This is a genomic window from Acetobacter sp. ESL1128, assembly GCF_058505085.1.
Genome location: NZ_CP196369.1, coordinates 1636368 through 1660269 on the forward strand (window position 1 = coordinate 1636368; position 23902 = coordinate 1660269).

Sequence of the window (23902 nt, forward strand, 5' to 3'; positions counted from 1 at the left end):
CCAAAGGCCACGCCTGATTAGGACGTGGCTTTTGTGCTTTTCCTGCCTGCAAATACTCACATGCCGTTAAGGCCTTGTGCAAACGGCCTCCCACGCCGGGAATGTGGCCGCCGCCTCTGCCACGGAAGCGGGAGAAAGTGCCGGCATATGCTCCACCTGCGCCAGAATACGGACCTTGCCCAGTTGCGCAATGGTGCGGCTATTAGCCGGATTAGGCGGGCCATTCAGCACAACCCCCGCCACTGCTACGCCCCGGCTACGTAATACCTGTAGGCTGAGCAGTGTATGGTTGAGTGTGCCCAACCCGCTGCGGGCCACCAGCACAACCGGCAGCCCCCATATTGCGGCCAAGTCCAGCATCATCAATTCATCCGTTGCGGGGACCATCACCCCACCAGCACCTTCCACCACCAGCAGCCTGCCATCCTCGACTTCCAGCAACGCAAGCTGGGCGCGGCTTACATGCGCGCCCTCCGCCTCGGCTGCAGCCTGAGGGGAAAGCGAAGCCTGAAACGCCCCAGCCGGTGGCAAACACTCAGCCCCCTGCGCAAGATGGGCAACGGTGGAGGTATCTCCTGCCTCATCCGCCAGACCACTTTGCAGGGGTTTCCAGTATATGGCCTGCCACCGCCGGACCAGACAGGCGGAAACAAGGGTTTTACCCACCCCCGTATCCGTGCCTGTAACAAATACCCCCGCAACCGGCGGCTTGCGAAAACAGCCATAGGCCAGTTGCCACGTTATGGCGGCCCCGGAGTGGTCCAGCCTACGCGCAACCCGCCGGAGCGCTGCCGCCCCCATTGGTTTACGCCCGGCCTGCGGAACAGAAGCCCCCGTTGCCTTGAGGTGCCTGACAAACTCCAGACCGGAGCCAAAAGCCTGCACACAGCTCTCGCTCTCCCACAGACCTGCGAACAGCCATGGCGTCCATGCCTGTATCTGCCCGGCCTGCGGGTAATGCGGTGTGGCGGGTTGCACACCTTCGCTCGCACAGGCGGCTTTCCACTCCGCGAATGTCCCGTCCAGCAGGGTAGAAACCGCCAGCACGCCACCCGGAGCCAAAAGCCCACCCAGCCGCTCCATGACCTGCTCAGGCTGCTCCAACCATTGCATGACCAGATTACCGCAGACCACATCAAACGGGCCTTCAACCGTGGGGTTGGCGGCGTCCATGAGTTTGAACTCTGTCCGCAGGATGGCGCGACGGCTGGCGCGTTCGAGCATTTGCGGGGCAAAATCGGTTGCGACAATCTGTGCTTCCGGCCAGTTCCGGGCCAACAGTTCAGTCAGCAGGCCGGTGCCACACCCTATTTCCAGAATACGGGTGGGTTTTCTGCCGTCCAGCGCACGGACAAGCCGTGCGGCAAGGCTGTGGGCGGCAAGGCGCTGCAGCGTTGCGGCACCATCATACCCTTCGGCTCGGTCAAAACTGCGGCGTATCCGCTCCCTGTGCTGCGGGTCTGTCATTGTACGTCCTGTTCCATTGTCCTGCGCACAGCCTGTAGGAACGTCACACAGGCTGACACATCCGTTTGCGGGAGCAGGTGCCCGCCGTCCACCCACTGCACGGCTGCGCACCCGGCAAAACTCTGCTCCATCATGGCCGGGGTGGCTACCGGGTCCTGCCGGGCAGCCAGAATACCGTATTGACCGGCCTTGGCTGCCAGTGCGGGCCGGGCATCGCCTGCCAGCAGCAGGTCCAGTCCGTTGCATAGATTAGGTACACATGGCACCTTGCTGGAGCCAGATGCGCCACAAAGGTTGTAAAAATCGGCCAGAACCTTTTCCGGCGTGTTTGACAGTCCTTTGAGCATACGCTGTAAAACCCGGGCTGGCACGCCAGAGGCAAAACTCTCCCGCGCAGCAAAGGCGGCAAAGGCGTTAATCCCCACCAACCGATCCGTGGGGGAGAGCGCCATATGCTCGGCCAGCCACAAAAAACCCAGCGAGTGGCCAATTCCCAGCAATGCCTCCCCCGGCACCTGCACGGCCTGCAATAATTGCGCAGCAAACATTGGGGATGCGGGGGCTGAACCTTCCAGAAAACCGAGGTCCAGAATCAGCGCATCCGTCCACCCCAGAGCGTCCACCACCGGTACCCAGAACTCCGGACCAAACCCCCAGCCGTGCACAAATACGGGCTTAACCGGGCTCATGCGCCCAAGGCTCCATGCTCCTGCAAAATGCCATTTTGCGCCGCAGCACTGATAATGGCGGCAGCCAGAGCGTGCATCTGCTCCTGCGTATGGTGAGCGTGAAAAACAACCCGCAGGCGGCAGCCACCCGGCGGCACCGTTGGCGGGCGAATGGCAACCGCCAGAAAACCAGCCTGCTCAACAGCCTGCGCCAGTGCGAGCGCCGTTTGCTCCGCCCCCACCACAACGGGAACAATCTGGGTCGTGGAGGGGCCAACCTCCAGCCCGGCCTGCCCCATGCGCTGCCTGAACCCACAGGCAAGCTCCGCCACATGTGTGCGGGCCTCTTCCATATCGGGCAGAAGGTCCAGTGCGGCATCCACCGCCCCAAGCACCATGGCCGAAGGTGCCGTGGAATAAATAAAGCCAGAGGCCGTGTTATCCAGCCAACGACACACAGCATCGGATGCCGCGACAAAAGCCCCCATTCCGCCCAGCGCCTTGCTGAAAGTTCCAACAACAAGGTCGGCCTGCCCATTGGCAAGCCCCTTGCCCTGCGTGCCCAGAATACCCGTGGCGTGGGCTTCATCCACACACAAAAAAGCATTGTGCCGCCGGGTTATGGCACGGAGCTGGGCCATGTCCGCCCGGTCCCCGTCCATGCTGAACACGCTCTCGGTCAGGACAATTTTCAACCCTGCCCCTGCATCCTGTGCCAGAAGAGCATCCAGATGCGCCATATCGTTATGCCTGAAGCGTTTGGGCGTTACCCCTGCGGCAGCACACCCATGGTAAAGGCTGGCATGGATGAACTTGTCCGCCACAATAACGGCCCGCGCCCCCATAACCTGAGCAGAAAAACGAGCAAGAGCAGGCACCACGGATGCATTGGCCTGCCAGCCGGAGGAAAATATACGGGCCGCTTCCATGCCTTTAAGCGCAGCCAGTCGCTGCTCCAGCGCCATGGTCTGGGGTGGAGTGCCCGTAACAAGGCGCGAAGCCCCGCTCCCGCTCCCTTCTGCCTGCCCCCATGCAATGGCCCGCTCAAGCAGGCGCGGGTGAGTGCGCAGACCCAGATAATCATTGGACGAAAAATCAACCAGAACAGCACCCGTATCGGGGCGCTGCAAAAGGCCGGGGCCTGCCGCATGCCATTGTTTGCAGGAGCGCATACGCCCCTGCTCCGCAAAACCGACCAGCCCCTGCTGGAAAAGATTGTCAAACCGCGTCATGACATCTGTGGTGCCGGAGCCAGCCCTCCGGGTCAATCATCTACAGGAACACCACAGCATGTCCGCACCCGCCTCCATGCCCGACTGGTACCAGCAGGGCCTGCCCCATATCTGGCTTCCTTACAGCCAGATGCAAACAGCCTCCCCGCCTCTGGCGGCACGGAGCACGCAGGGCAGCCACATTACCCTGACCGATGGACGCGTGCTGGTGGATGGTGTTGCCGCATGGTGGACGGCCTGCCACGGCTATAATCACTCCCATATCCGCCAGGCTGTTACGGAGCAGCTCGGGACCATGCCCCATGTGATGTTTGGTGGCATGGTGCATGAACCCGCCTTGCGCCTTGCCAGCAGATTATGCGCGCTACTGCCCGGCGATCTGGAACGGGTGTTTTTTACCGATTCCGGCTCGGTCGCGGTGGAAGTCGCCATGAAAATGGCCATCCAGTACCGGCTGAACAGGGGCGAACGCCAGCGCACCCGATTACTGGCTTTTCGGGGCGGCTACCACGGGGACACACTGGCCACCATGGCCATATGTGACCCCGAAGAAGGCATGCACCACCTGTACGGCCCCGCACTGACCGAGCACGTTATAGCCCCCCTGCCAGTAGATGCCCCCAGCACGCAGGCTTTTATGGCGCTCCTTGCACGCCATGCGCATGAACTGGCGGGGATTATCATGGAGCCGCTGGTGCAGGGGGCCGGGGGCATGCTTTTCCATGCGCCAGAAGTCCTGCGCACAGTCCGCAAAGCAGCAGACCGCTATGACGTACTGCTGATTCTGGACGAAATTTTTACAGGGTTTGGCCGTACCGGCACCCTGTTTGCCTGCGAGCAGGCCGGCATTACGCCAGACATCATCACCCTGTCCAAAGCCCTTACGGGCGGCACCATGGCCCTAGCTGCGACCGTTGCACGGCGGCATGTGTTTGAGGCGTTCCTGTCCGATAACCCCGAGCATGCCCTGATGCATGGCCCCACCTTTATGGCCAACCCGCTGGCCTGCGCCTGTGCCAATGCGGCCCTTGACCTGTTTGAAACAGAACCACGGCTGGAACAGGTTGCCGCGATCAATGCGATCATGACCGAAGCACTGGAACCATGCCGCACGCTCCCCGGTGTGCGGGACGTGCGCACACTTGGAGCCATTGGCGTTGTGGAACTGGAAACACTGGGCAACCCGGACAGGCTGCGCCAGAAGCTGATAGCACACGGCGCGTGGATACGGCCTTTCAGGAATATTGTGTACCTGACCCCGGCCTTTACCATAACCGAGGCAGACCTGCGGTTCCTGTGCCGCACAATCCATACCGTGCTGGCAGAATAAACCCGGCTTATACGCCGGACAGGAAGGGGCACGCTCAGGCGGTCGGGTTATTCATCCATGCGCGGGCGGCCTCTTCATCCGTCTCGCGCGCATCGACCCAGATAGTGCGGCCATCGTCATATTCTTCGCGCTTCCAGAATGGTGCGCCGGTTTTTAGCCTGTCGATCAAAAAGGAGGTGGCCGTAAGTGCCGCACCCCGGTGCGCAGCCCCGGCCCCAACAAAAACAATGCCCGCCCCTACCTCCAGCCGCCCTACGCGGTGGATTACGGTGCAGCCTGTCAGGTCAAACCGTGCCAGTGCTTCCTGCGCCAGCGCGTGCAGGGTTGCTTCGGTCATACCCGGGTAGTGTTCAAGCGTCATGGCGCGGAGTCCCTGCCCGCCACGCACCTGCCCGACGAACAGCCCAACCCCACCTGTAAGCGGAGAAAGCGCACTCAGGCGCTCAGCCTCCACCCCTACGTCAAATGGAGCGGCCTGCACCGCAACATGCACCACCATGGCCTGCTCAGCCCCCCGTCATGGGTGGGAAAAAGGCAACTTCGTCCCCCGGTGTAACCAGTTGCTCAAATGTGCTAAGTGTTCTGTTCACGGCAACGCGCAGTTTGGGCTGGTCCGACAATGCCTGCGCAATGGTGGGGTTTGCCCCTTCAATCTGGGTACGCAGGGCGGCAACCGTGACCCCAGATGCGGGTATGGTCACGCTCAGGCTTTCCTGACCGATCTGCTCACGCAGTGCTGCAAAAAACAAAACTGTTACCCGGTCTGCCATAATCCGCCTTACCAACCTTTTACCTTACCAGCAGGTCCTGTGCACCGCTTGCGCTGCGGAACCTGCCTGACATCAATGCACAGGCAGCCTCAGGCGGCTGGGTGTGCCAATGGTGCTGATGGAACCATCCGAATGAACAAGGGTTGTTGTGCCATCCCCATTGGGAATTTCAATAGGTGCAGGCGCGGGCTTGCCTGCGCTTGCGGGTTGCGCACTGGTGTGCCCCAGTTCTGGCGCAGCGTACCGGGTCGGGCTGACAACCCCTTTGTGGATGCTCTCCTGCTCGCCCAGACTGATTTCCTGCCCATCTGGCAGTTGTGGGCCTGTTGCTGGCAGTTCTGCCCCTGCCTGGCTGCTCATGCGGCCTTTGGCGACATCTTCCAGCGTTGGCAGCGGGTCTGGCGGGCCGGGCCATATATTGCCCCCCTGGGGCAGAATAGGCACTTCCTTTGTGGCCTGCCCCTGCACACGCCGCATGTTCAGGTCCGAACCAGCCGGGGCATTGGGGTTTTCACCAGGTAGGGAGATGGTGTCGGACATGACTTTTTCAAAGCCAGCACATCCGCTCATCATCACGCACACTCCAAGAAGAGCGGCTTTTCGCATACCCAGACTCCGCATTCCGCCAGTATTGTCTGCCATAGGACCAATGCTGCCCATTCTGGCGCAAAGGCTACTACAGATCGACGTGCTGCAAACCCTTGGTCAGATAATCCCAGCCGGTAATCATTGTGAGCACACCGGCAATCCAGAGCAGTATCGCGCCAATCAGGGCAACGGGCAGCCAGGGAATACCCAGCAGCGCGCCCGTTCCATCCCCCGCCAGCAAAAAGCCTATGGCGGTCATCTGGAATCCGGTTTTCCATTTTGCCAGCCGGGTTACGGGCAGGCTGGCGCGCCGCTCGGCCAGATACTCACGCATGCCAGATACCAGAATTTCACGGCACAGAATGATAATGGCAGGCCACAGGCTGAGGTATGGCAGGCGCAAAAAGCCCGCCAGCACCATAAGGCAGGCCCCTACCAGCAGTTTGTCTGCTATGGAATCAAACATACGCCCGAAATCGGATAGCTGATGCCGCGAGCGCGCCAGCTTGCCATCAAAATAATCGGTAATACCGGCCAGTATGAACAGCAGACAGGCCAACGCGTCCGCCTGCGGCGTTCCCCATGCGGCAAATCCAACCACGATGGGAATGGCCACAATGCGCGAAAGTGTCAGGACGTTGGGCAGGTCTGTCAGCATTGCGATGCATGCTAGCGCATTTTCCACCAAACTGGAATGGTTTGACCTATCGCAAAGTCGTCACCCATCCACAATTTGGTTGCAGGGCTGCCATCGGCACGCAAAAAAGTGCTTACCCCGTTTAGTCTGGTGACCAACCGGGGTGAAAATGCCCGTAAACCACCCGTGCCAGCTCCCGGCTCACCCCCGGAGCCGCCTCCAGTGCCTCCAGCCCCGCCTGCTTGACCGCCCGGGCCGAGCCAAAGGTGTTGAGCAGCATTTTTTTGCGCGCAGGGCCAATGCCGGGAATGTCATCCAGCTCAGATGTCACAAGTGCCTTGGAGCGCCCCGAGCGATGCGTGGTAATGGCAAAGCGGTGCGCCTCATCCCGCAGCCTTTGCAGGTAATACAGAACCGGGTCGCGCAGGGGGAGCTGGAAAGGCTCCGTATGGTCGGTATAAAACCACTCCCGCCCTGCATCCCGGTCCGGCCCTTTGGCAATCCCCACGAGCTTGACGCCTGTTACACCCAGCTCATCCAGCACGGCCCGCACGGCGGAATACTGGCCTGCGCCACCATCTATCAGCAGCACATCGGGCCAGTTGGAGGTATCTCCATCCTCCGCTTCCCGCAGGGCACGGCCAAAGCGGCGCTCCAACACTTCACGCATCATGGCAAAGTCATCCCCCGGTGTGATGGGGCCTTTAATGCGGAATTTGCGGTACGCCTTGCGGTTAAACCCTTCCGGGCCGCCCACAATCATCACCCCATAAGCATGCGCGCCCTGAATATGGCTGTTGTCATACACCTCTATGCGCTCAGGCGGGGCATCCAGCGCAAACACATCCGCAACACCCTGAAGCAGCTTGGCCTGCCCTGCTGTTTCGGCCAGCCTGCGGTTGAGCGCATCCCGCGCGTTGGTTACGGCGTGATCGACCACCTGTTTTTTCTCACCGCGTTGCGGGTTGAGAATCTCCACCTTTTTGCCGCGCCGCAGGGCAAGAGCCTCGGCCATGAGCGGGCTTTCCGCCAGAGCATGGTTGACCAGAATCTGCGCCGGGCAAGGTTTGTCGTCATAAAACTGGACGATAAAAGCGGAAAGAATATCAGCCGGGGCCTCATCCTGCGCATGGGCCGGAAAAAACGAGCGGCTGCCATTGTTGCGCCCGCCACGCACAAAAAAGACCTGAATGCAGGTCTGCCCGGCCTCCTGCCATAGCCCGAACACGTCCGCATCCTGCAAGGACGCGGGGTTGATCACGCTAGACTCCTGCATTTGCGCCAGCGCGCGAATACGGTCGCGCAGTACGGCCGCGCGCTCAAAATCCATCTCCTCCGCCGCACGGTTCATGTCCGCGCCCAGTGTCTCACGCAATGCGGTGTCCTTGCCGGACAGAAAATCCCGCGCCTGTTCCACCAGTTGCCCGTAAGCCTGCTGGTCTATGCGCTCCACGCACGGAGCGGAGCAGCGTTTGATCTGGAACAGGAGGCACGGCCTGCTGCGGCTGTTAAAAACGGAATCTGCACAAGAGCGCAGCAAAAACACCCGCTGGATCAGGTTCAGCGTCTGGTTGACCGCCCATGCGGAAGCAAAAGGCCCCCACAGGCTGGCCCCCTTGACCGCCTTGCCCCGATGCTTGGCAATCTGGGGGAAGGCCTGCCCATCGGTCAGCATCAGCCACGGGTAGCTCTTGTCATCACGCAGGAGGATATTGAAGCGGGGCTTCATCCGCTTGATGTAATTGGCCTCCAGCAGCAGGGCTTCGGCCTCGGTATGGGTTGTCACGATCTCCATGGAAGCCGTTTCCGACACCATGCGCCGCAGGCGTTCGGGCAGACGGCCAACCTGCGTATAGGACGTGACACGTTTTTTGAGCGAGAGTGCCTTGCCCACATACAGCACCTCCCCCCTGCTCCCGAGCATGCGGTAAACGCCAGGGGCAAAGGGCATGGTGCGCAGGGCATGGCGTATGACCTCCACCCCCTTGGCCGGAAGGTCAGGCTGGGCGTTGGTCTGGGCCTCCGCGTTATCCTGTGGCGAATTTTGTGCAGTCATCTGGCGCTCTTTGGGGGGCGATCAATTTCATCCACCGTTTTTGTGGATAAGTCTGTGGACGATGGGGGGCGGAAAGGGTGCAAACCGCAGATTTTCAGCCCTTCCAACGGATTGCATATTTTTTAATCAAACACATCATGCCATTGATTTAAAAGGATTTTACTCCTGAGCACCCTTAACCCATCTTTGCTTTTTTGAACTCTTTGTTGAAAATAGGGCGTGTCAAGAGGAATAGTGGACAAAATTTTCAGTCCGCAGCGTGGGCTGTAGTCCCGCTTTGTTCTGCCACCTGCTCCGCCTTTTCCAGCAGCCGCAAAAAATTCTCACCCCAGAAGGCTGCGATCTCGCTTCGGTCATACCCCCGGCGCAGCAGCTCGGCGGTAATATTGGCACCCTGCGTTGCATCCTGCCAGTCCGCCAGTGCGCCGCCGCCATCAAAATCGGAGGAAATCCCGACATAAGCGGGGCCGAGCCTGCGCACCACATAGTCAATATGGTCCACAAGGTCAGCAACACCAGCAGAACGCCGCCCCTCCTCCGGTTTGGGTTTGAGGAAGGCCGGCATGGCGGTTATCTGGATCAGCCCGCCGCTAGCCCCGAGTGCATCAAGCTGTTCATCATCCAGGTTGCGCGGATGATCGCACAATGTGCGCACGCAGGAATGGCTGGCAACAACCGGTGTGGCCGAAGCCGCAACAGCCTGCAACATGGTCTGCCTGGAGGCGTGGGACACATCCACCAGCAGGCCAAGCCTGTTCATCTCCCGCACGGCCTCACGCCCAAGGGTGGAAAGCCCACCGTGTTTTTGCGGCGTATCCCCCAAACTGGGGCGGTGGATGGCCGCATCCGCCAGAGCGTTATGCCCGTTATGGGTTAGGGTAACGTAGCGCGCGCCGCGCTGGGCAAATGCGCCAAGCAGAGCCGGGTCCTCGCCCATGCCATAACCATTTTCCACGGCGGGAATAACCGCGATCACATCTTGGGCGTGAGCTGCCCGAATATCAGCCACGCGGGAGCATACCCGGGCCGTAACCCCATTATGGGTGCCCTGCATGGTGTTGATGGCGTCCAGCATGGCCAGACATTCCTGCTGCACCTGTGCGTGCGCCTGCGCTGTAACCGGCCCCTGTGCCGTATAGGCCACAAAGCAGCCTGCCGACATGCCGCCACGCTGCATTTTGGGCAGATCCACCTTGCGCTGGGGGGTGTCCTCAAACGCATCGGCCCGGTCAGGCCATGGAATGTCGATATGGCTATCGAGTGTCAGGAGGGCGCGGTGCAGGGCTACGGCGTCCTGCGGGGGGGCTGGCTGGGGGCGTTGGGTATCCATGCTTCTAATATCATGGTGCGGTTGCCAGAAATTGCAAGACTCCTCCCACCCCTGTGTGCATGGAGGTGCCTGTCTTTTTGCTTGCCCTCCCCCACACAATACGCCATGCCCTGCCCATGCGACTTGTGACATGGAACATCAATTCCCTCCGCCTGCGTATGCCGCTGCTGGAAAAACTGACCACCGCCTTGCAACCAGACGTTGTCTGCCTGCAGGAAACAAAGGTGACAGACGAACTTTTCCCGCATGAGAGCGTGCGTGCCCTTGGGTTTGAACACCTGCACTACAAGGGCATGAAGGGGTATAACGGCGTGGCCATTCTCTCGCGCCTGCCGCTCAGCCCGGTTGTGGACACGCCAACATGGTACGCTCAGGAAGACTGCCGCCATGTTGCTGCCACCGTCCATGCAACGGGGGGGGACATCACCCTGCATGATTTTTACGTCCCCGCAGGCGGGGATGAACCGGACCCGGAAACCAACCCAAAGTTTGCCCACAAACTTGCCTTTGTGGACGAAGCCACACAGTGGTTTGCTCAGCAAAAACCAGCCCGTACGGTACTGGTAGGCGACCTGAACATTGCCCCCCTTGAGCATGATGTGTGGAGCCACAAGCAACTGCTGAAAATTGTCAGCCACACACCACCGGAAATCCAGCGCCTGACCCAATGGCAGCAGACCGGCTTTGTGGATGCCATGCGCCGCTTTGTACCCCCCACCGACAAGCTGTACACATGGTGGTCTTACCGTAACAAGGACTGGCGCAAGTCCAACCGGGGCCGCAGGCTGGACCACATATGGGTCACCCCCGATCTGGTGCCGGAACTGGCCAGCATGTCCGTACTGGAAGAGGCCAGAGACTGGCCATCCCCCTCCGACCATGTGCCTGTGGTCATGGACATTCACCCTCAGCCCTGAACAAAAGCAGGGTCAGGGGGCTATTATATTCATGCCCTCTTAGTGCTCGCACGATGCGCCTGCCCGCCGCCCGACCAAGGCCGCCTGCCGGTTCTGGAAAACCGGCAGGGTGTCTGCCTGTACCAACCTTGGCGGCATGCAATGCACGCGTAAAAAACAGCGCAACACACGCGAGTAAACACATGCGACAAGGGGCCGATAAGCTGACCGAGAACCATGCACGGCAAGCATAAATTTAAATTGTGCGGTAATGTCGTTTTATGCCAGAAGTGCCACTATTATTTTACAAACAGGCAACTTCTTTCACTCAAAAAAGGTCACGATGTCTATTTTTGATAATAGAGGCATTCTATGCCATATATATAAAAAATTATTACATAAATACTACTCAAATGACCTATGGATAGATTTGAAAATAAATGCAAAGAAGGAAACTGTAGATTACATATTAAATAATATGGGTCGCGCCATTGTCTCCAAAGACCGTTACTCTTTGCTAAAATACACTTTCCAACATGCCGACAAAGAGGGACTAATACTTGAATTTGGCGTCGAAAAAGGGGCCTCAATCAATTACTTAGCCTCCCTTACCCAGCAGACCGTTCACGGGTTCGATTCTTTTGAAGGCCTCCCGACCGACTGGAAAGGCACGATGGAAACAAAAGGAGCGTTCAATATGAACAAGGCTCCCCCCAAAGTGCGCCCTAATGTTCAGCTCCATATTGGCTGGTTTGATGACGTTATTCCTGTTTTTCTAAAACAGACAGACAACAGCATTGCCTATATGCACGTTGATTGTGACACGTACGAATCAACAAAAATCCTGCTGGATCTGACCAAAGACAGAATAAAACCCGGAACCGTAATAGTATTCGATGAATATTTTAACTACCCCGGATGGAAAGAAAACGAATTCAAGGCTTTTCAGGAATTTGTTGCCGACACAAAAATAAAATACGAATACATTGGCTTTTCATCAGAAAAAGGGCACGTCGCGGTCAAGATCATTTAAGATCCGGGCCTATTCCATGCGACTGCATACATTCGCTCGCTGCCCTTAAAAGCCTATCGTCACTCACAACAGCCCCCCTTGCGGGGCGCGCCTTGTGAGTGACGTATACTTTACGGCCTGAAAACACTCCGGCGCAGCCAATACAGACCCGCCAAAGGCCCCATGGGCCACAATACTCCCCACCTAGTAACGATACTGCCAGACCAGCCCCACGCTGCTCCCCGGGTCGTTTTCGGGCGTGGTAAAGCCCGTTACGGAGCCACCCGTGCCTACCGTGGTGTTGAGCTTAAGGTGGTTTGTCAGGTCCACCTGCACCTGCGCCTGCGTGCCGGAGCCAGAGGTCGCCTGCTTGGCACCTACATAAACACCTTTCATGACATATTTGCCGGCTTCCACGCTGGTACCACCATTACCAACGCCTGAACCGCCACCAACGGCCAGCCTGTCCAGATGCAGGGTTTTACGCAAGGTGCCCATGGGGTCAAAGGTGGTCAGCCCGGTCAGGGTTGCCAGCGCTGTGCCCACCTCCACCATCTGGGTGGAAGAAAGCGAGCGGGCATCCGTGCCAAACAGCAGCATGGCCAGCACCTGATCCTGCGGCAGGGAGGGTATGGAATCAAAGCTGATCTTGGGAGCGCTGGCATAGCCCCCTACCTTCAGCATGGCTGTCTGGCCTTCCACCGCCCGGTCGGCTTCAAAATCAAGCGTTGGGTCAAGCTTGTGTCCAACGCCCGACCCATTAAAGCCAACCCGGCCCTTGGTGAAGTTGAGCGAGATCCCCGCCAGATCAAAATTACCGCGCTTGAGGTCAAACCCGCCGGTTACAACGGGGGCCTGTGCCGTGCCCGTTACATTCAGGCGGCCTGCCATTTCCGCATCCAGCCCGTGCCCGCGCACAAAAAACTTGCCCGGAGATGTCAGCTTAAGGTCCAGCCCGATAACCGACTGGTGCGTGGAGGCGGCCATGGCTTCCTCCACCCGCTTTTTTTCCTCGCCGGGGCGTATGATGTCCAGACGCGCAACAGAGGCCGGGAGCGAATTGGGAATATTGATTTCCACGCGCCGCAGATCGACCCCACCGCTCACATCCATGCGGGTTTGTACCTGCCCGCGCACGGTTATGTCGGCATTGAGCACCGCAGTCAGCAGGTCACTCGTAACCGGGCGTGCATCCTTGGCAAACAGATGCAGGTCTATGGGCATGCCCGGCATGGCAACACCCACAAAGCCATTTGCACCCAATGTGCCATCCCCTGCTTTTGCGCTGAGTGTCTGAATAACAATGCGGTCCCGCGCCCCGACCACACGACCGTTAATGGCGCTCAGATGGAACCCCTGCGCAAAATCCTGAAAATCCGCATTAATCAGGTCAACCGCCCCCATAATGGCGGGAGAGGCCGGCGTGCCACGCACCTGCAGGGCCAGTTGCACCTTGCCCTGCGCCTGCCGGGCCTGCGCGCCAAGTATGCCGTTGCCGATGCTCAGGTCCAGATTGCCATTGGCCCGCAAATCCAGCGGCCCCGTTTTGGACAGGGGCGCACTGCCGCGCACCTGTAGGCCCATTTTGCTTCCGGCGGATGCATCAAGCTGCACCTGCGCCTGCGTGCGGGCAAAAGTGGCCGTACCCTCCACCTCCATTGCAGGAACGGAGGCCGCAGCAGAACTATCCGCCATACGCAGGTTGCTGCCCCTGACCTGCACCTTGCCTTCTGGCTTATCCAGCGCACCAGAGAGTTTGGCGTTCAGAGACACCACACCCGTGGCGTTCAGGTCCGGCATAAACGGGTGTGCCAGTGCCGGGGTTACATTGCGAATATCCGCCGTAACCGACAGGCTGGGCTTTATCCGCCCGGCCACATCCAGCGTAGCAGGCTGGCTACCCGGCGTGGTCAGTACCGCTCGCAGACGGTCGATTCCCAGCGTATCCCCAAACGAGACAAGCACAGGCGCTTGCAGGCGCAGGGTTTCCTGCTTTGCCGTGGCATTCAGCTTCTGGAGTTTAAGCTGTTTATCCGGCAGATTCAGCACAGCCTGTGTGTTCAGCATCAGGGGGCTGTTCATCCAGCTAGCTGGCCCCACCTGCGCGGCCAGCACCATGCCTGTATCCGGCCCTTTAGCACTCAGCTGCGCCTGCCCGCTTACCCCGGCGGCAGCCAGCCCGCCAAGGCGCAGGGTCAGGTCTGGCGTGGGGTGGGCAACCGGGTCGGTTATGGAACCTGCCAGCGCAATCGACCCCACCTTGAATGTGGGGGTCTGCACATTCCCTTTGAGCTTGAGGGCCACAACCGGTTTGTCCTCGGCCGTGGTGGTATTGACCGATGCGGCCAGTGAACCCGCTATTTTCTGGCCAACCAGAGGGCTGTAATCCGCCAGCCGGCCAATTGTCAGGTCCAGGTTCCCCTGTGGCACCACCTCTTTGGGGGCAAGTGTAAGCGCGCCTTCCCCTTTGGTGCTGTTCCAGGCCAGTTTTTGCAGGTCAAGGTGGCGCGTGCCATCGGCTGCCTGCCCAAATGCCACAGCCAGTTGCGCGGGCGCGCGGTCCAGCGTGCCCTCCAGAGCAAGTGTGCCCTGAGGAGCCACTGGCAGGTGGGCAACCGAGGCATCCAGCGCCAACGCTCCCTTGGGCATTGAGGCAGTACCCAGATTGGCCTTTGCCCCCAATGTGGCAACAAAGTCCTGCAATGGCCCCTTGAGGGCGAGCGCAATACTGGTATCCCCCCGCAAGGTGGGGGCCAGTCTTTCCAGCGCGGGCAGGCCGATATTGGCCGTTATATCCACATTGCGGCCAGTCTGCACATGGCCCTGCACCTTGGCGTCCAGCGCCTGCCCCGACAGAGTGAGCGAGGACAGGTCAATCTGCTGCCCGGCAGCCATACCCGCCTGCGCTGGCAGCGGGTGCATGGCTGCGGCAAGGGCCAAATGCCCATCCGGGCCAATAAGCCCGGCAGCCTGCGCCTGCCCGCCCGTTATGGCCAGTTGGCCGTCGGTCGCCAGATGTGTCTCGCCCTGCGGGTCGCGGGGGCGGTCAAACTGGGCATTCAGGCTTGCATGCCCGCGCAGAGGCACGCCTGCAGCCTCCCCCACGGGGAGCAGGTCAGGCACGTTCAGGCTGAGTGTGCCACGCTGTGGTGCTGCTGCCTGCAAAGAACCCGACAGGGCAATAACAGGATGTTCAAGGGTAAAGACCACCGGCAACCCCGGCACGGCTGGCTTGGCCACAACATCCAGCTTGAGCGGGGCTGCCGCCAGCAATGTGGGCGCTTTACCCGGCAGGCGCAGCCCATCGGCCGTGAGCATCAGGTGGAGTTGTTCGGCCAGTGCAGCAGCATTACCGCCTTCCCCCGCAAAGCGGACACGCAGAGTACCCACCTGCACGCCAGAAGCGGCAAGCTGGTCCACATCCAGTTGCGCCGTGCCATGGGGAGCCGCCATTTTGCCATTCAGCCGGGCAGCAAGGCGCACGGCCTGCCACCCGATCTCGGGCGTAAGAGCAAGCTGGGGTGACTGGGCCGAAACCTCCAGCTGGGCCATTTGCTGCGCAAGCAGGTCCAGCGTACCACGTGCCTGCGCGCTTACTGCTCCGGCGGAGGCCGAAAACGCCAGACTATTAGCCGTAACCGGCCCCTGCATATCCAGCTTGAGCGCTATGGGGGCCAGTTGCGGCATGCCTAGCTGGGTTGCCACAAACCCACCATTCGCGCCTTCGCTCGCATTCAGGTGCAAGGCCAGCTTGCCCTTCCCCGTTGCCGTGGACAGGCTGATCTGCCCGGTCTGGTCCAGCCGTGTAACCTGTATGGCAATGTCGGAACGGGGGAGTTTTGGCAGGCTCAGCCCGTTAATAACCGGGTCAATATTGGCAAGCTTGCCATGCCCACTCACCCGGAAACTGGCTGCCTGCCCGGCAAGGGGCGCGCCCACATTAATCTGCCCGACCTCCAGCTTGCGAATATCCACCCCCATACGCAGGGCGGAAGGGGAGGACGAGGTCGGCTGGGCAGGCTGTGGAGTTGGGTCGGACACAGGCAGGCGCGGAATATCCAGCACGCTTGCACTAAACACATAAATGCGGGCCTGCCGCCACACCATGGCCACGGGCGACCAGTCAAACCGCACGTCATGCAGTGTTAGCCAGGCTCCCTGCCGGTCATGGATCGCCAGCGTTTTAACACGCAGGTTATCGGGAAAACGGCCAGACAGCCCATCCAGCGTAACCATGCCCCCGGTCAGGGATGCGGTCTGGCGCACCAGCATCCGCCGCCCCGGCCCCGTATTGGCACCTATGAGCAGAACGGTTGTCGCCAACGCGCCAATGCCCGCCAGCGAGCCTGCGGTTATCAGCGCAAAACGGCCTGCGCGCCGCCACAGGCTGCGCGGGGGGGGAGGTGTGGGTGTGCTCGGGGGGGCGGGTGTGGCTTCTGGCATCAGAATGTTTCCCCCAGCCCGATGTACAAGTCCCACGAATCCCCACGTGGTGCGCGGTTAAGCGGCACGGCCACATCCAGCCGGACCGGACCAATAGGCGTGTAATACCGCACACCACCACCAGCACCCACACGCAGGGTTCCGGTAAAGGGCATGCTGTTGCTCCCCACCTGCCCGGCATCCGCAAAAGCGGCCAGCCCAAAGCTCTTGAACAGGCGCTGCCTGTATTCCACCGTTCCCGCATCCAGCGAGGTGCCACCAATGGCATATTTGGTGTGGCCATATTGCGGCCCAACGCCCTGCCAGCGATAACCACGCACCGTAGCACTCCCCCCCGCGTACATGCGCTGGTCAGGCGGAATGTCCCACGTGCCTGCACCCTGAATACTGCCAATAGTTCCACGGAACGCCAGAATACTCCGCCCCGGGCGGCTTATGCCCAGCTTGTGCAGGTCCACGTAGGTGGAGGCTGTTGCATTCATGATTGTAAAGAACGACGTACCCGCCCCCTTGCTCCCCAGAGAGACCGAGGGGGTCACGTTAATGCTCGCACGCACGCCATGTGTTGCGGGCTCTATGGGGTTGCCCACCCCGGTATTGTCATACATGCCCGAAAGCGGTGCCGAGAGAATGGTATAACTGCGCGAAACGCCGAACTGCTCAATTCTTTCCTGCTCTGCGGCAAGGCCAAAATTACCGTTCCAGTTCTTGGCCAGCGGGCGGGTTATGCCCCCGCGCAACAGCAATGCCGTCTGTCGGTAGGACCAGAAGAGCTGCCTCAGGCCTTCTATGCGGGCATTCAGGTTCTGTTTGCTTTCCAGAAAGTCAGGTTTGAAAAAATCTGCATACACATCATACCCCAGCCCCTGCTGGGCAGACCCGCCAAGGCCGGTGATCAGGGCTGTCAGGCGCAGGCGCTCGGCATTGCCGAGCAGGTTGTTGTGGGTCCACATGGCCCCTACGCGGGCGCCAAGGTCCGTGGAGTATCCGAGTTCTGCCCCAATGGAGTGACGCTTGCCTTCCTGAAAGGAAAAATCCAGCGGCATGGTGCCATTAACCGCCTTGTTGGAGGCATCCCTGACCGTAACATTGGAAAAAACACCCAAGGTGGTCAGGTCCTGCCGTGCGGCTTCTATGCGGGATGGCTGGTACAGTTCTCCTTCATGCACGGTCAGCCGCCTGCGCACGAACGACTGATGCACCCGCTTGAGCCCTTCCAGGTTGATCCTGCCAATATCCAGTATGGGACCGGGAACAACAGGGTACACAATATCCACTGTTTTGGTGCCCGGGCGCAGGTAGGCCATGGGCTTGTCAACCTGTGCCAGCGCGTGCCCGCTCTCACGCAAAGCATCCATCAGGCGGCCACCTGCGGCCAGCACATCTGCGGCTATGGCAGGCTGACCTGTGTGCAGGCCAAACGCTTTTTGCTGTTCGGGGGTAAGTTGCGGGGCAACGCCAGTGGCACTTTCCACCAGCTTGACCGAACCAAGGTGGAAAAGCGGGCCTTTATCAACCTTAACGGTAATATCCACCTTGTCATGCTCGGGCACGGTCCCAATCCATGATGCCAGGGCGTTGGACATCCCATCCATGGCAATGCCCTGTTTGCCATTGCGGAGCATGATATGCACCGTACCATCGTAATACCCGCAGCTTTCCAGCGCGCCGCGCAGGCGGTCATATTCGTTGCGCACGCGCCCGGCCAGTGCAAACGGGCCAACCGCCCGCGTGGATTGCAGGCTTAACAGGTCGGACGAAGCCTTGAGCGCGGTATCCAGATCGCTCTGCCCGGTTGGGTCGAGGTTTGTCACATAGGGCTGTGGGTCTGCTGCCCGCGCGCCACATGTTAAAACGCTCCACAGCGCCGCTCCAGCCAGAAGCCGATTCGCGGTGCCAGTAAACCTGCCAAGTATGTTGCGATTGTAAACGGCCACTCTGTCCTGTCTGTCTGTTGCTGCATGTAGGCTATGTGGCCCGTTATCGGGGCTTATTTTTACATGTTTCTCCCGGCCTACAAGCATACCATGACAAAAATTAGGTATTCCGCCAAAAAAAACCTTCTCACACGGTGGATTGTCCCCTCCCCCCTCTTCGCGGTATGAGAACGCATGTTTATGTGTTTCTTCCACATTGCTGCCCGCTCCTTGGCCCAACCGGCCAGCCTCTGGCAGAAGCAGGACCATGCGCACCAAGCCTGACCAACCTACGCAGTCCCTGCCCCTGGGCACGCCTGCCACCGCTCCGATCTCTCCCCTTCCGTCATGGGTAGATATGCTGTTCCGCCGTGCGGGGCAGGCCCGCTCGGCCATACGTCTGGCCGGACTGCTGGTATGGGTGCCGCTTTCCGTCGGGTTTGAAGCCTGCCTGCTGCCCGTGCCCGGCACGGCCAAAATCCGCTGGACGCGGGTTATCTGGGGTGTGCTGTGCCGCATTATTGGCCTGCATATTACCGTTGTGGGCAAACGGGTGGGCACGGTTGGGGGCATCAAGGCCCGCAAACGGGGTGAGCGGCCTGTTATCTATATTTCCAACCATATGTCATGGCTGGATGTGCCTGTGCTGGGCACGCTGCTGCCCTCTGTTTTTGTGGCCAAAGGGGATATTGAAAAATGGCCGGTCATGGGGCTTATCTCCCATATTGGCCGCACCATTTTTGTCAGCCGCCAGCGCAGCACCACCGGGCGCGAACGCGACCAGATGATCCAGCGTATGGTGAACGGGGATAATCTGGTCCTCTTCCCCGAGGGCACATCCTCCGATGGGTCGCGCGTTCTGCCGTTCATGTCCGCTTTTTTTGCCATTGCCAAACTGCCCAAGCTCAAGGATGGCATGGACAAGAGCCTGCTGCCTGTAACCTACGAGCCCGGCATGGTGCCCCTTATACAGCCTGTCTCCCTTGTTTATGACGAGCTGGAGGGCCTGCCGATCAGCCGGTTCCGCCGCCCTGTTTTCTCATGGTACGGGGATATGGATCTGGGCCCGCATGTCTGGCAGCTTTTGCAGTGGAAGCGTTCACGCGTAACCGTTGTGCTGCACGAACCACTGGACCCTGACCTGTTCCCCAGCCGCAAGGCGCTGGCACAGGCCGCATGGAAAGCCGTAGCCGATGGCTGCGCCGACCTGCGACAGAACCGTGAGCCACGTGTGCAGCCCGGCCGGTTCAATGCGGCATCCCTGCCCGCCAATTTTTTACCCGCGCATGTGAAGAAAACAAAACTGCTGCTTGACAGAACGGCCTCATTTTTTGCTTCATTGAAAAAGAGGACATAACCAGCGCGGCCGCCCCCAATCGGCCGGCATATTGTTCACGGCGGGAGGCCACTCTGTCCGGCACGGCATGGCTCTTATTACGCACCATTCCTGACCACGCCCCTCCAAGCCGTGAGAAAAGAGGCTTGACCTGCGCCCCCGCACGCCTGATGTCCTCTTTCCGCCGCATGGAATGGGCCAGCGGCAGAGCGGAGTGGCAGCCATTATGACCCGAACCCCCGACCAAACAGCACCGTCACGCGCCCTGCATGTGATTACATGGGGCTGCCAGATGAACGTGTATGACAGTGCACGCATGGGGGATGTGCTGCGCCCATTGGGCTACCAGCCGGTGGATACGCCCGATACGGCAGATATGATCATCCTTAACACCTGCCATATCCGTGACCGTGCGGCAGAAAAGGTTTTTTCCGAACTCGGCCGCCTGCGGCTGATCAAGGAAGCCCGTAAGGCCGAAGGCCAGCAGACCATTATTGCCGTGGCCGGGTGTGTGGCGCAGGCCGAAGGGCAGGAAATTCTGGCCCGCGCACCATATGTGGACATCGTTCTTGGCCCACAGACATACCACCGCCTGCCAGAAATGGTGGCCCGCGCGGCCCGTGCGGGGAATGCCGTGATCGAAACCGACTTCCCCACCGAACAGAAATTCGACTTCCTGCCCGAAGCCGAAGCCCCGCAGACACCGGGGAATTACACAGCCTTCCTGACCATTCAGGAAGGGTGCGACAAGTTCTGCTCCTTCTGCGTGGTCCCTTACACCCGCGGGGCGGAAAGCAGCCGCAGCGTGCAGTCCGTTCTGGCCGAAGCCCGCCGCATGGCCCAAAGCGGCGTGCGCGAGATCAGCCTGCTGGGGCAGAACGTCAACGCCTATCACGGCGAAGGCCCTGATGGCACGGTATGGGACCTGACCCGCCTGGCTTATGCGCTGGCGGAAATTCCCGGTCTGTCCCGCATCCGCTACACCACATCCCACCCGCGGGACATGAACGATGCGCTGATCGCAGCCCACCGCGACCTACCAGAGCTCATGCCGTTCCTCCACCTGCCTGTACAATCCGGCTCCGACCGTATTCTGCGCGCCATGAACCGTGGCCACACGGCAGATGAATACCGCGACCTTGTGCACCGCCTGCGCGCGGCCAAGCCGGACCTTGCTCTGTCCTCCGACTTTATTATCGGCCACCCGGGCGAGACGGATGAGGATTTTGAAGCCACCATGCAGCTTGTGCGCGATGTGGGGTTTGCGCTGGCCTATTCCTTTAAATACTCCCCCCGCCCCGGCACCCCGGCAGCGGGCGCGCCCCTGCAGGTGCCCGAGGACGTAAAGGATGCCCGCCTGCAAGCCCTGCAGAAACTCCTGCGCGAACAGCAGGATGCGTTTAACGCATCCATGGTTGGCAAGACTGTGCCCGTCCTGTTTACTGGCAAAGGGCGCAAGCCCGGGCAGATTGCAGGACGCTCACCCTGGCTCCAGCCGGTCCATGTGATCGGCCCTGACCGCCTGATCGGCCAGACGGTGCCAGTCCGCATAACAGAACGCCTGACAAACTCGCTGGGCGGTATTCTGGAAGAGGAGAATGTATACGCTTGAACACCACGCGCACGTCCCCCCCTCCTTCCGTCGCGGTTGCGGAGCTGGCTCAGCCCGTAACCCTGCAATTTGAAAACAACGCGCTGCTTGCCCGACTGGTCGGAGACCACGACAGGCACCTGCGCTGCCTGGAAGAAGGGCTGGAAGTGGACGTTGCGCGACGCGGCAACCGCATTTCCATCCGAGGTCTGCCAGAAACCACATCCCTTGCCCGCACGACCCTGAGCCTGCTGTACCAGAAACTGGCAGCAGGCGAGACCATAGACATCAGCGCAGTAGAGGCGGCCATACGCATGTCCAGAGTACATGAAAGCAGACCTACCCTCCCCCTGTCTGTTGCTCCGGCAACGCCCTTTGCCAATCAGGACCCCACACTGCCCGTTATCCGGCTGCGTCAGGGCAACATAGAGCCCCGCTCCCCCGGACAGGCCAGCTACATGCGCGCCCTTGCCACCAAGGAGCTTGTGTTTGGCATTGGCCCTGCAGGTACGGGCAAAACCTACCTTGCGGTAGCTCAGGCGGTCTCCCTCCTGCTGGCAGGCTCCATTGACCGGATCATTCTCTCCCGCCCTGCGGTGGAAGCGGGCGAACGGCTCGGCTTTCTGCCGGGGGACATGAAGGACAAGATCGACCCCTACCTCCGCCCTCTCTATGACGCACTGCACGACATGCTCCCCGGTGATCAGGTCATGCGCCGCATGAGTGCGGGTGAGATTGAAGTCGCCCCCCTTGCCTTCATGCGCGGGCGCACGCTCTCGCACGCATATGTTATTCTGGACGAAGCCCAGAACACCACCATCGCGCAGATGAAGATGTTCCTGACCCGCCTTGGACCGGGCTCACGCATGGTTGTAACGGGGGATCTGACCCAGATTGACCTGCCGCATGACACGCCCTCGGGGCTGCAGGATGCGGTGGATACGCTTGAAAACGTCAAGGGAATTACCATTTGCCGTTTTGAAGCGGCTGATGTTGTGCGACACAAGCTGGTCGCGCGCATTATTGAAGCTTATGATGCAAAAACGACGACGGCTGATAAAAAAGGGCACTCCCGCCACAAGGGCCGTCAGGAGAACAATGGAACCGCGAAGTAGCCTTGGCCCTGTCCTGACGCAGGACGTGGCCGACCCTGTGGATACGGACCCGTATCCAACAGGGTTTCATGATGAGTTGACGCAGGATGGCCCGGATGTGCTTATCCGGGACGCACGCTGGCGCTCCTACGCCCCCGCACCCGAAAAAACCGTGCGCCGCGCTCTGGCGGCCTGCGCGCAGTATGGGCTTGAACCCGGCAGTGTTGTGCTGGCAAGCGACCGGGAGGTGCGGCTGCTCAACGGCAGGCACCGGGGCAAGCATAAACCCACCAACGTACTGACCTTTGAACCCCCACCCGGCTATGGCGGGGGGGATATTATTCTGGCGCTGGAAACGGTTGTGCGTGAGGCCCGTAAGGCTGGGCGGCCAGTCAGCCACCATCTGGCGCATCTGGTTGTGCATGGCAGCCTGCATCTGGCTGGGTATGACCACCACCACCCAGGCGAAGCACGGGAAATGGAAATGCTGGAATCCCGCCTGCTTTCCCGCATGAAAGTGCCTAACCCGTGGAAGACCCGGTCATGAGCGAACACGATACGTCAGCCGAGCGGGCGGAGCCTTCCGGGCGAAGCCTGTTTTCGTTTTTTCATCGCAAAAAGCCTACGGGCGGGTTACGCAGTTCCATTGCCGCCCTTGTGCAGCAGGCCGCCGAAGCAGGGGATGAAAGCGCCCCGGACGGCGAAAAACCCGAACTGGACCGGCAGGAACGTGCGCTCATCGCCAATATCCTGCGCCTGCGCAATATTTCGGCCGATGACGTAATGGTGCCCCGAGCCGATATTGTGGCCATGCCGGTTTCCATCTCTCTGGACGAGGCCCTGGCCATGATGCGGCGCGAAAACCACTCGCGCATGCCCGTGTACCGCGACCAGCTTGATGACATTGTTGGCATGATCCACGTAAAGGATCTTATTGCCTATGTTGGCACCAGCGAGGCGTTCAATCTGGAACCCCTGCTCCGCCAGCCCCTGTTTATTGCCCCGCAAATTCCCGTACTGGACCTGCTGCTGCAAATGCGCCAGCGCCACATGCACCTTGCCCTTGTCATTGATGAATACGGCGGCATTGATGGGCTGGTAACGATTGAAGACCTGATCGAAACCATTGTGGGCGATATTTCCGACGAGCATGACGAACCCGAGGCGGTGCTGATTACCCCCCGCCCCGATGGGTCATATGACGTGGATGCCCGCTGCCCGGTGGAAGAGTTCGAGCAAAAAATTGGCCCGATTCTGACCGATAGCGAAAAAGAAGCCGAAATCGAAACCATTGGCGGCCTTGTCTTTCGTATGGCCGGGCATGTGCCCACACGCGGCGAGGTGCTGACGCACGAAAACGGTTATCTGTTCCGCGTGCTTGATGCAGATGCACGGCATATCCGCCGGGTGCGGGTACGCAAGCTGGGTAGCGAGGGAGAAAACCCCTCCAATCCACCGGCTCAGGCAGGTCTGCCTGCAACAACAGGTTGACGGCAGTTCTTTCTGCCGCCATCCCTGTTCGCAGCATTTTGGTCC

General features: G+C 60.1%; 19 protein-coding genes. 8 read left to right on the plus strand and 11 right to left on the minus strand.

Going from position 1 to position 23902, the window contains the following annotated elements; translation table 11 throughout:
- Positions 1–66 precede the first annotated feature (66 nt).
- The 3 genes from bioD to ACSYTG_RS07635 are packed head-to-tail and all read right to left on the minus strand — an operon-like array spanning position 67 to position 3367.
- Positions 67–1467, minus strand: a complete 1401-nt coding sequence (gene bioD, locus ACSYTG_RS07625) for a dethiobiotin synthase (RefSeq protein WP_489782856.1) — start codon at positions 1465–1467, stop codon at positions 67–69.
- Entirely contained in the window at positions 1464–2156 is a 693-nt protein-coding gene (locus tag ACSYTG_RS07630; RefSeq protein ID WP_489782857.1) for an alpha/beta fold hydrolase, read from the minus strand. Before ACSYTG_RS07630 ends, bioD begins: the two co-directional genes overlap by 4 nt.
- Entirely contained in the window at positions 2153–3367 is a 1215-nt protein-coding gene (locus tag ACSYTG_RS07635) for an aminotransferase class I/II-fold pyridoxal phosphate-dependent enzyme (protein WP_489782858.1), read from the minus strand. The genes ACSYTG_RS07630 and ACSYTG_RS07635 overlap by 4 nt, the downstream gene beginning before the upstream one ends.
- Positions 3368–3425: 58 nt before the next feature.
- Here ACSYTG_RS07635 and ACSYTG_RS07640 point away from each other — a divergent pair, with 58 nt between their 5' ends.
- Positions 3426–4697 carry an adenosylmethionine--8-amino-7-oxononanoate transaminase gene (locus ACSYTG_RS07640; protein WP_489782859.1) on the plus strand — a complete coding sequence of 424 codons (1272 nt, stop codon included), beginning with the start codon at positions 3426–3428 and terminating at the stop codon, positions 4695–4697.
- Between the two features lie 34 nt (positions 4698–4731).
- Here the strand turns inward: ACSYTG_RS07640 and ACSYTG_RS07645 are convergent, their stop codons facing one another.
- The 6 genes from ACSYTG_RS07645 to ACSYTG_RS07670 all read right to left on the minus strand — a co-directional run bounded on the left by ACSYTG_RS07645 (position 4732) and on the right by ACSYTG_RS07670 (position 10078).
- The gene (locus ACSYTG_RS07645) at positions 4732–5196 is read right to left on the minus strand and encodes a molybdenum cofactor biosynthesis protein MoaE (protein WP_489782860.1); all 465 of its coding nucleotides are present in this window, start codon (positions 5194–5196) and stop codon (positions 4732–4734) included.
- 7 nt (positions 5197–5203) lie between these two features.
- Positions 5204–5467 (minus strand): molybdopterin converting factor subunit 1, encoded by a 264-nt coding sequence (gene moaD / locus ACSYTG_RS07650; protein ID WP_415437732.1) that lies wholly within the window; start codon positions 5465–5467, stop codon positions 5204–5206.
- Positions 5468–5539: 72 nt separating this feature from the next.
- On the minus strand, positions 5540–6109 hold the full coding sequence (locus ACSYTG_RS07655) for a hypothetical protein (protein ID WP_491706408.1): 570 nt from the start codon (positions 6107–6109) through the stop codon (positions 5540–5542).
- Between the two features lie 34 nt (positions 6110–6143).
- Positions 6144–6713 carry a CDP-diacylglycerol--glycerol-3-phosphate 3-phosphatidyltransferase gene (gene pgsA / locus ACSYTG_RS07660; RefSeq protein ID WP_086645862.1) on the minus strand — a complete coding sequence of 190 codons (570 nt, stop codon included), beginning with the start codon at positions 6711–6713 and terminating at the stop codon, positions 6144–6146.
- Positions 6714–6834: 121 nt separating this feature from the next.
- Positions 6835–8748 (minus strand): excinuclease ABC subunit UvrC, encoded by a 1914-nt coding sequence (gene uvrC, locus ACSYTG_RS07665; RefSeq protein WP_489782862.1) that lies wholly within the window; start codon positions 8746–8748, stop codon positions 6835–6837.
- 247 nt (positions 8749–8995) lie between these two features.
- Positions 8996–10078 carry a dipeptidase gene (locus tag ACSYTG_RS07670; RefSeq protein WP_489782863.1) on the minus strand — a complete coding sequence of 361 codons (1083 nt, stop codon included), beginning with the start codon at positions 10076–10078 and terminating at the stop codon, positions 8996–8998.
- A 116-nt stretch (positions 10079–10194) separates the two neighbouring features.
- Between ACSYTG_RS07670 and ACSYTG_RS07675 the strand changes: the two genes are divergently transcribed.
- The gene (locus ACSYTG_RS07675; RefSeq protein WP_489782969.1) at positions 10195–10995 is read left to right on the plus strand and encodes an exodeoxyribonuclease III; all 801 of its coding nucleotides are present in this window, start codon (positions 10195–10197) and stop codon (positions 10993–10995) included.
- Between the two features lie 322 nt (positions 10996–11317).
- The gene (locus tag ACSYTG_RS07680; protein ID WP_489782864.1) at positions 11318–12007 is read left to right on the plus strand and encodes a class I SAM-dependent methyltransferase; all 690 of its coding nucleotides are present in this window, start codon (positions 11318–11320) and stop codon (positions 12005–12007) included.
- 183 nt (positions 12008–12190) lie between these two features.
- Here ACSYTG_RS07680 and ACSYTG_RS07685 read toward each other — a convergent pair whose 3' ends face one another.
- Positions 12191–16429 carry a translocation/assembly module TamB domain-containing protein gene (locus tag ACSYTG_RS07685; RefSeq protein WP_489782865.1) on the minus strand — a complete coding sequence of 1413 codons (4239 nt, stop codon included), beginning with the start codon at positions 16427–16429 and terminating at the stop codon, positions 12191–12193.
- Positions 16429–18294, minus strand: a complete 1866-nt coding sequence (locus ACSYTG_RS07690) for an autotransporter assembly complex protein TamA (protein WP_408736151.1) — start codon at positions 18292–18294, stop codon at positions 16429–16431. The genes ACSYTG_RS07685 and ACSYTG_RS07690 overlap by 1 nt, the downstream gene beginning before the upstream one ends.
- Before the next feature lie 319 nt (positions 18295–18613).
- On the opposite strand from ACSYTG_RS07690, the gene ACSYTG_RS07695 reads away from it, so the two are divergent.
- From ACSYTG_RS07695 to ACSYTG_RS07715, 5 genes are all read left to right on the plus strand, one after another.
- Positions 18614–19702 carry a lysophospholipid acyltransferase family protein gene (locus tag ACSYTG_RS07695; protein WP_165924982.1) on the plus strand — a complete coding sequence of 363 codons (1089 nt, stop codon included), beginning with the start codon at positions 18614–18616 and terminating at the stop codon, positions 19700–19702.
- A gap of 172 nt (positions 19703–19874) precedes the next feature.
- Positions 19875–21293 (plus strand): tRNA (N6-isopentenyl adenosine(37)-C2)-methylthiotransferase MiaB, encoded by a 1419-nt coding sequence (gene miaB, locus ACSYTG_RS07700; RefSeq protein ID WP_086645855.1) that lies wholly within the window; start codon positions 19875–19877, stop codon positions 21291–21293.
- Positions 21290–22387 (plus strand): PhoH family protein, encoded by a 1098-nt coding sequence (locus ACSYTG_RS07705; protein ID WP_369823019.1) that lies wholly within the window; start codon positions 21290–21292, stop codon positions 22385–22387. Before miaB ends, ACSYTG_RS07705 begins: the two co-directional genes overlap by 4 nt.
- Positions 22371–22913, plus strand: coding sequence for an rRNA maturation RNase YbeY (gene ybeY, locus ACSYTG_RS07710; protein ID WP_086645854.1), 543 nt, complete (start codon positions 22371–22373; stop codon positions 22911–22913). The genes ACSYTG_RS07705 and ybeY overlap by 17 nt, the downstream gene beginning before the upstream one ends.
- A complete protein-coding gene (locus ACSYTG_RS07715) occupies positions 22910–23857 on the plus strand; it encodes a hemolysin family protein (RefSeq protein ID WP_086646049.1) in 948 nt (315 codons plus the stop codon). The genes ybeY and ACSYTG_RS07715 overlap by 4 nt, the downstream gene beginning before the upstream one ends.
- Positions 23858–23902 lie beyond the last annotated feature (45 nt).

What these genes read in the sequence shown, in the direction of transcription:
- uvrC (WP_489782862.1), bottom strand. Translation starts at nt 8,748, where the DNA reads ATGACTGCACAAAATTCGCCACAGGATAACGCGGAGGCCCAGACCAAC.
- ACSYTG_RS07655 (WP_491706408.1), bottom strand. Translation starts at nt 6,109, where the DNA reads ATGGCAGACAATACTGGCGGAATGCGGAGTCTGGGTATGCGAAAAGCC.
- ACSYTG_RS07680 (WP_489782864.1), top strand. Translation starts at nt 11,318, where the DNA reads ATGTCTATTTTTGATAATAGAGGCATTCTATGCCATATATATAAAAAA.
- ACSYTG_RS07675 (WP_489782969.1), top strand. Translation starts at nt 10,195, where the DNA reads ATGCGACTTGTGACATGGAACATCAATTCCCTCCGCCTGCGTATGCCG.
- miaB (WP_086645855.1), top strand. Translation starts at nt 19,875, where the DNA reads ATGGGCCAGCGGCAGAGCGGAGTGGCAGCCATTATGACCCGAACCCCC.
- ACSYTG_RS07695 (WP_165924982.1), top strand. Translation starts at nt 18,614, where the DNA reads ATGCGCACCAAGCCTGACCAACCTACGCAGTCCCTGCCCCTGGGCACG.
- pgsA (WP_086645862.1), bottom strand. Translation starts at nt 6,713, where the DNA reads ATGCTGACAGACCTGCCCAACGTCCTGACACTTTCGCGCATTGTGGCC.
- ACSYTG_RS07635 (WP_489782858.1), bottom strand. Translation starts at nt 3,367, where the DNA reads ATGACGCGGTTTGACAATCTTTTCCAGCAGGGGCTGGTCGGTTTTGCG.
- ACSYTG_RS07640 (WP_489782859.1), top strand. Translation starts at nt 3,426, where the DNA reads ATGTCCGCACCCGCCTCCATGCCCGACTGGTACCAGCAGGGCCTGCCC.
- ACSYTG_RS07645 (WP_489782860.1), bottom strand. Translation starts at nt 5,196, where the DNA reads ATGGTGGTGCATGTTGCGGTGCAGGCCGCTCCATTTGACGTAGGGGTG.
- ACSYTG_RS07670 (WP_489782863.1), bottom strand. Translation starts at nt 10,078, where the DNA reads ATGGATACCCAACGCCCCCAGCCAGCCCCCCCGCAGGACGCCGTAGCC.
- ACSYTG_RS07630 (WP_489782857.1), bottom strand. Translation starts at nt 2,156, where the DNA reads ATGAGCCCGGTTAAGCCCGTATTTGTGCACGGCTGGGGGTTTGGTCCG.
- moaD (WP_415437732.1), bottom strand. Translation starts at nt 5,467, where the DNA reads ATGGCAGACCGGGTAACAGTTTTGTTTTTTGCAGCACTGCGTGAGCAG.
- ACSYTG_RS07715 (WP_086646049.1), top strand. Translation starts at nt 22,910, where the DNA reads ATGAGCGAACACGATACGTCAGCCGAGCGGGCGGAGCCTTCCGGGCGA.
- ybeY (WP_086645854.1), top strand. Translation starts at nt 22,371, where the DNA reads ATGGAACCGCGAAGTAGCCTTGGCCCTGTCCTGACGCAGGACGTGGCC.
- ACSYTG_RS07685 (WP_489782865.1), bottom strand. Translation starts at nt 16,429, where the DNA reads ATGCCAGAAGCCACACCCGCCCCCCCGAGCACACCCACACCTCCCCCC.
- bioD (WP_489782856.1), bottom strand. Translation starts at nt 1,467, where the DNA reads ATGACAGACCCGCAGCACAGGGAGCGGATACGCCGCAGTTTTGACCGA.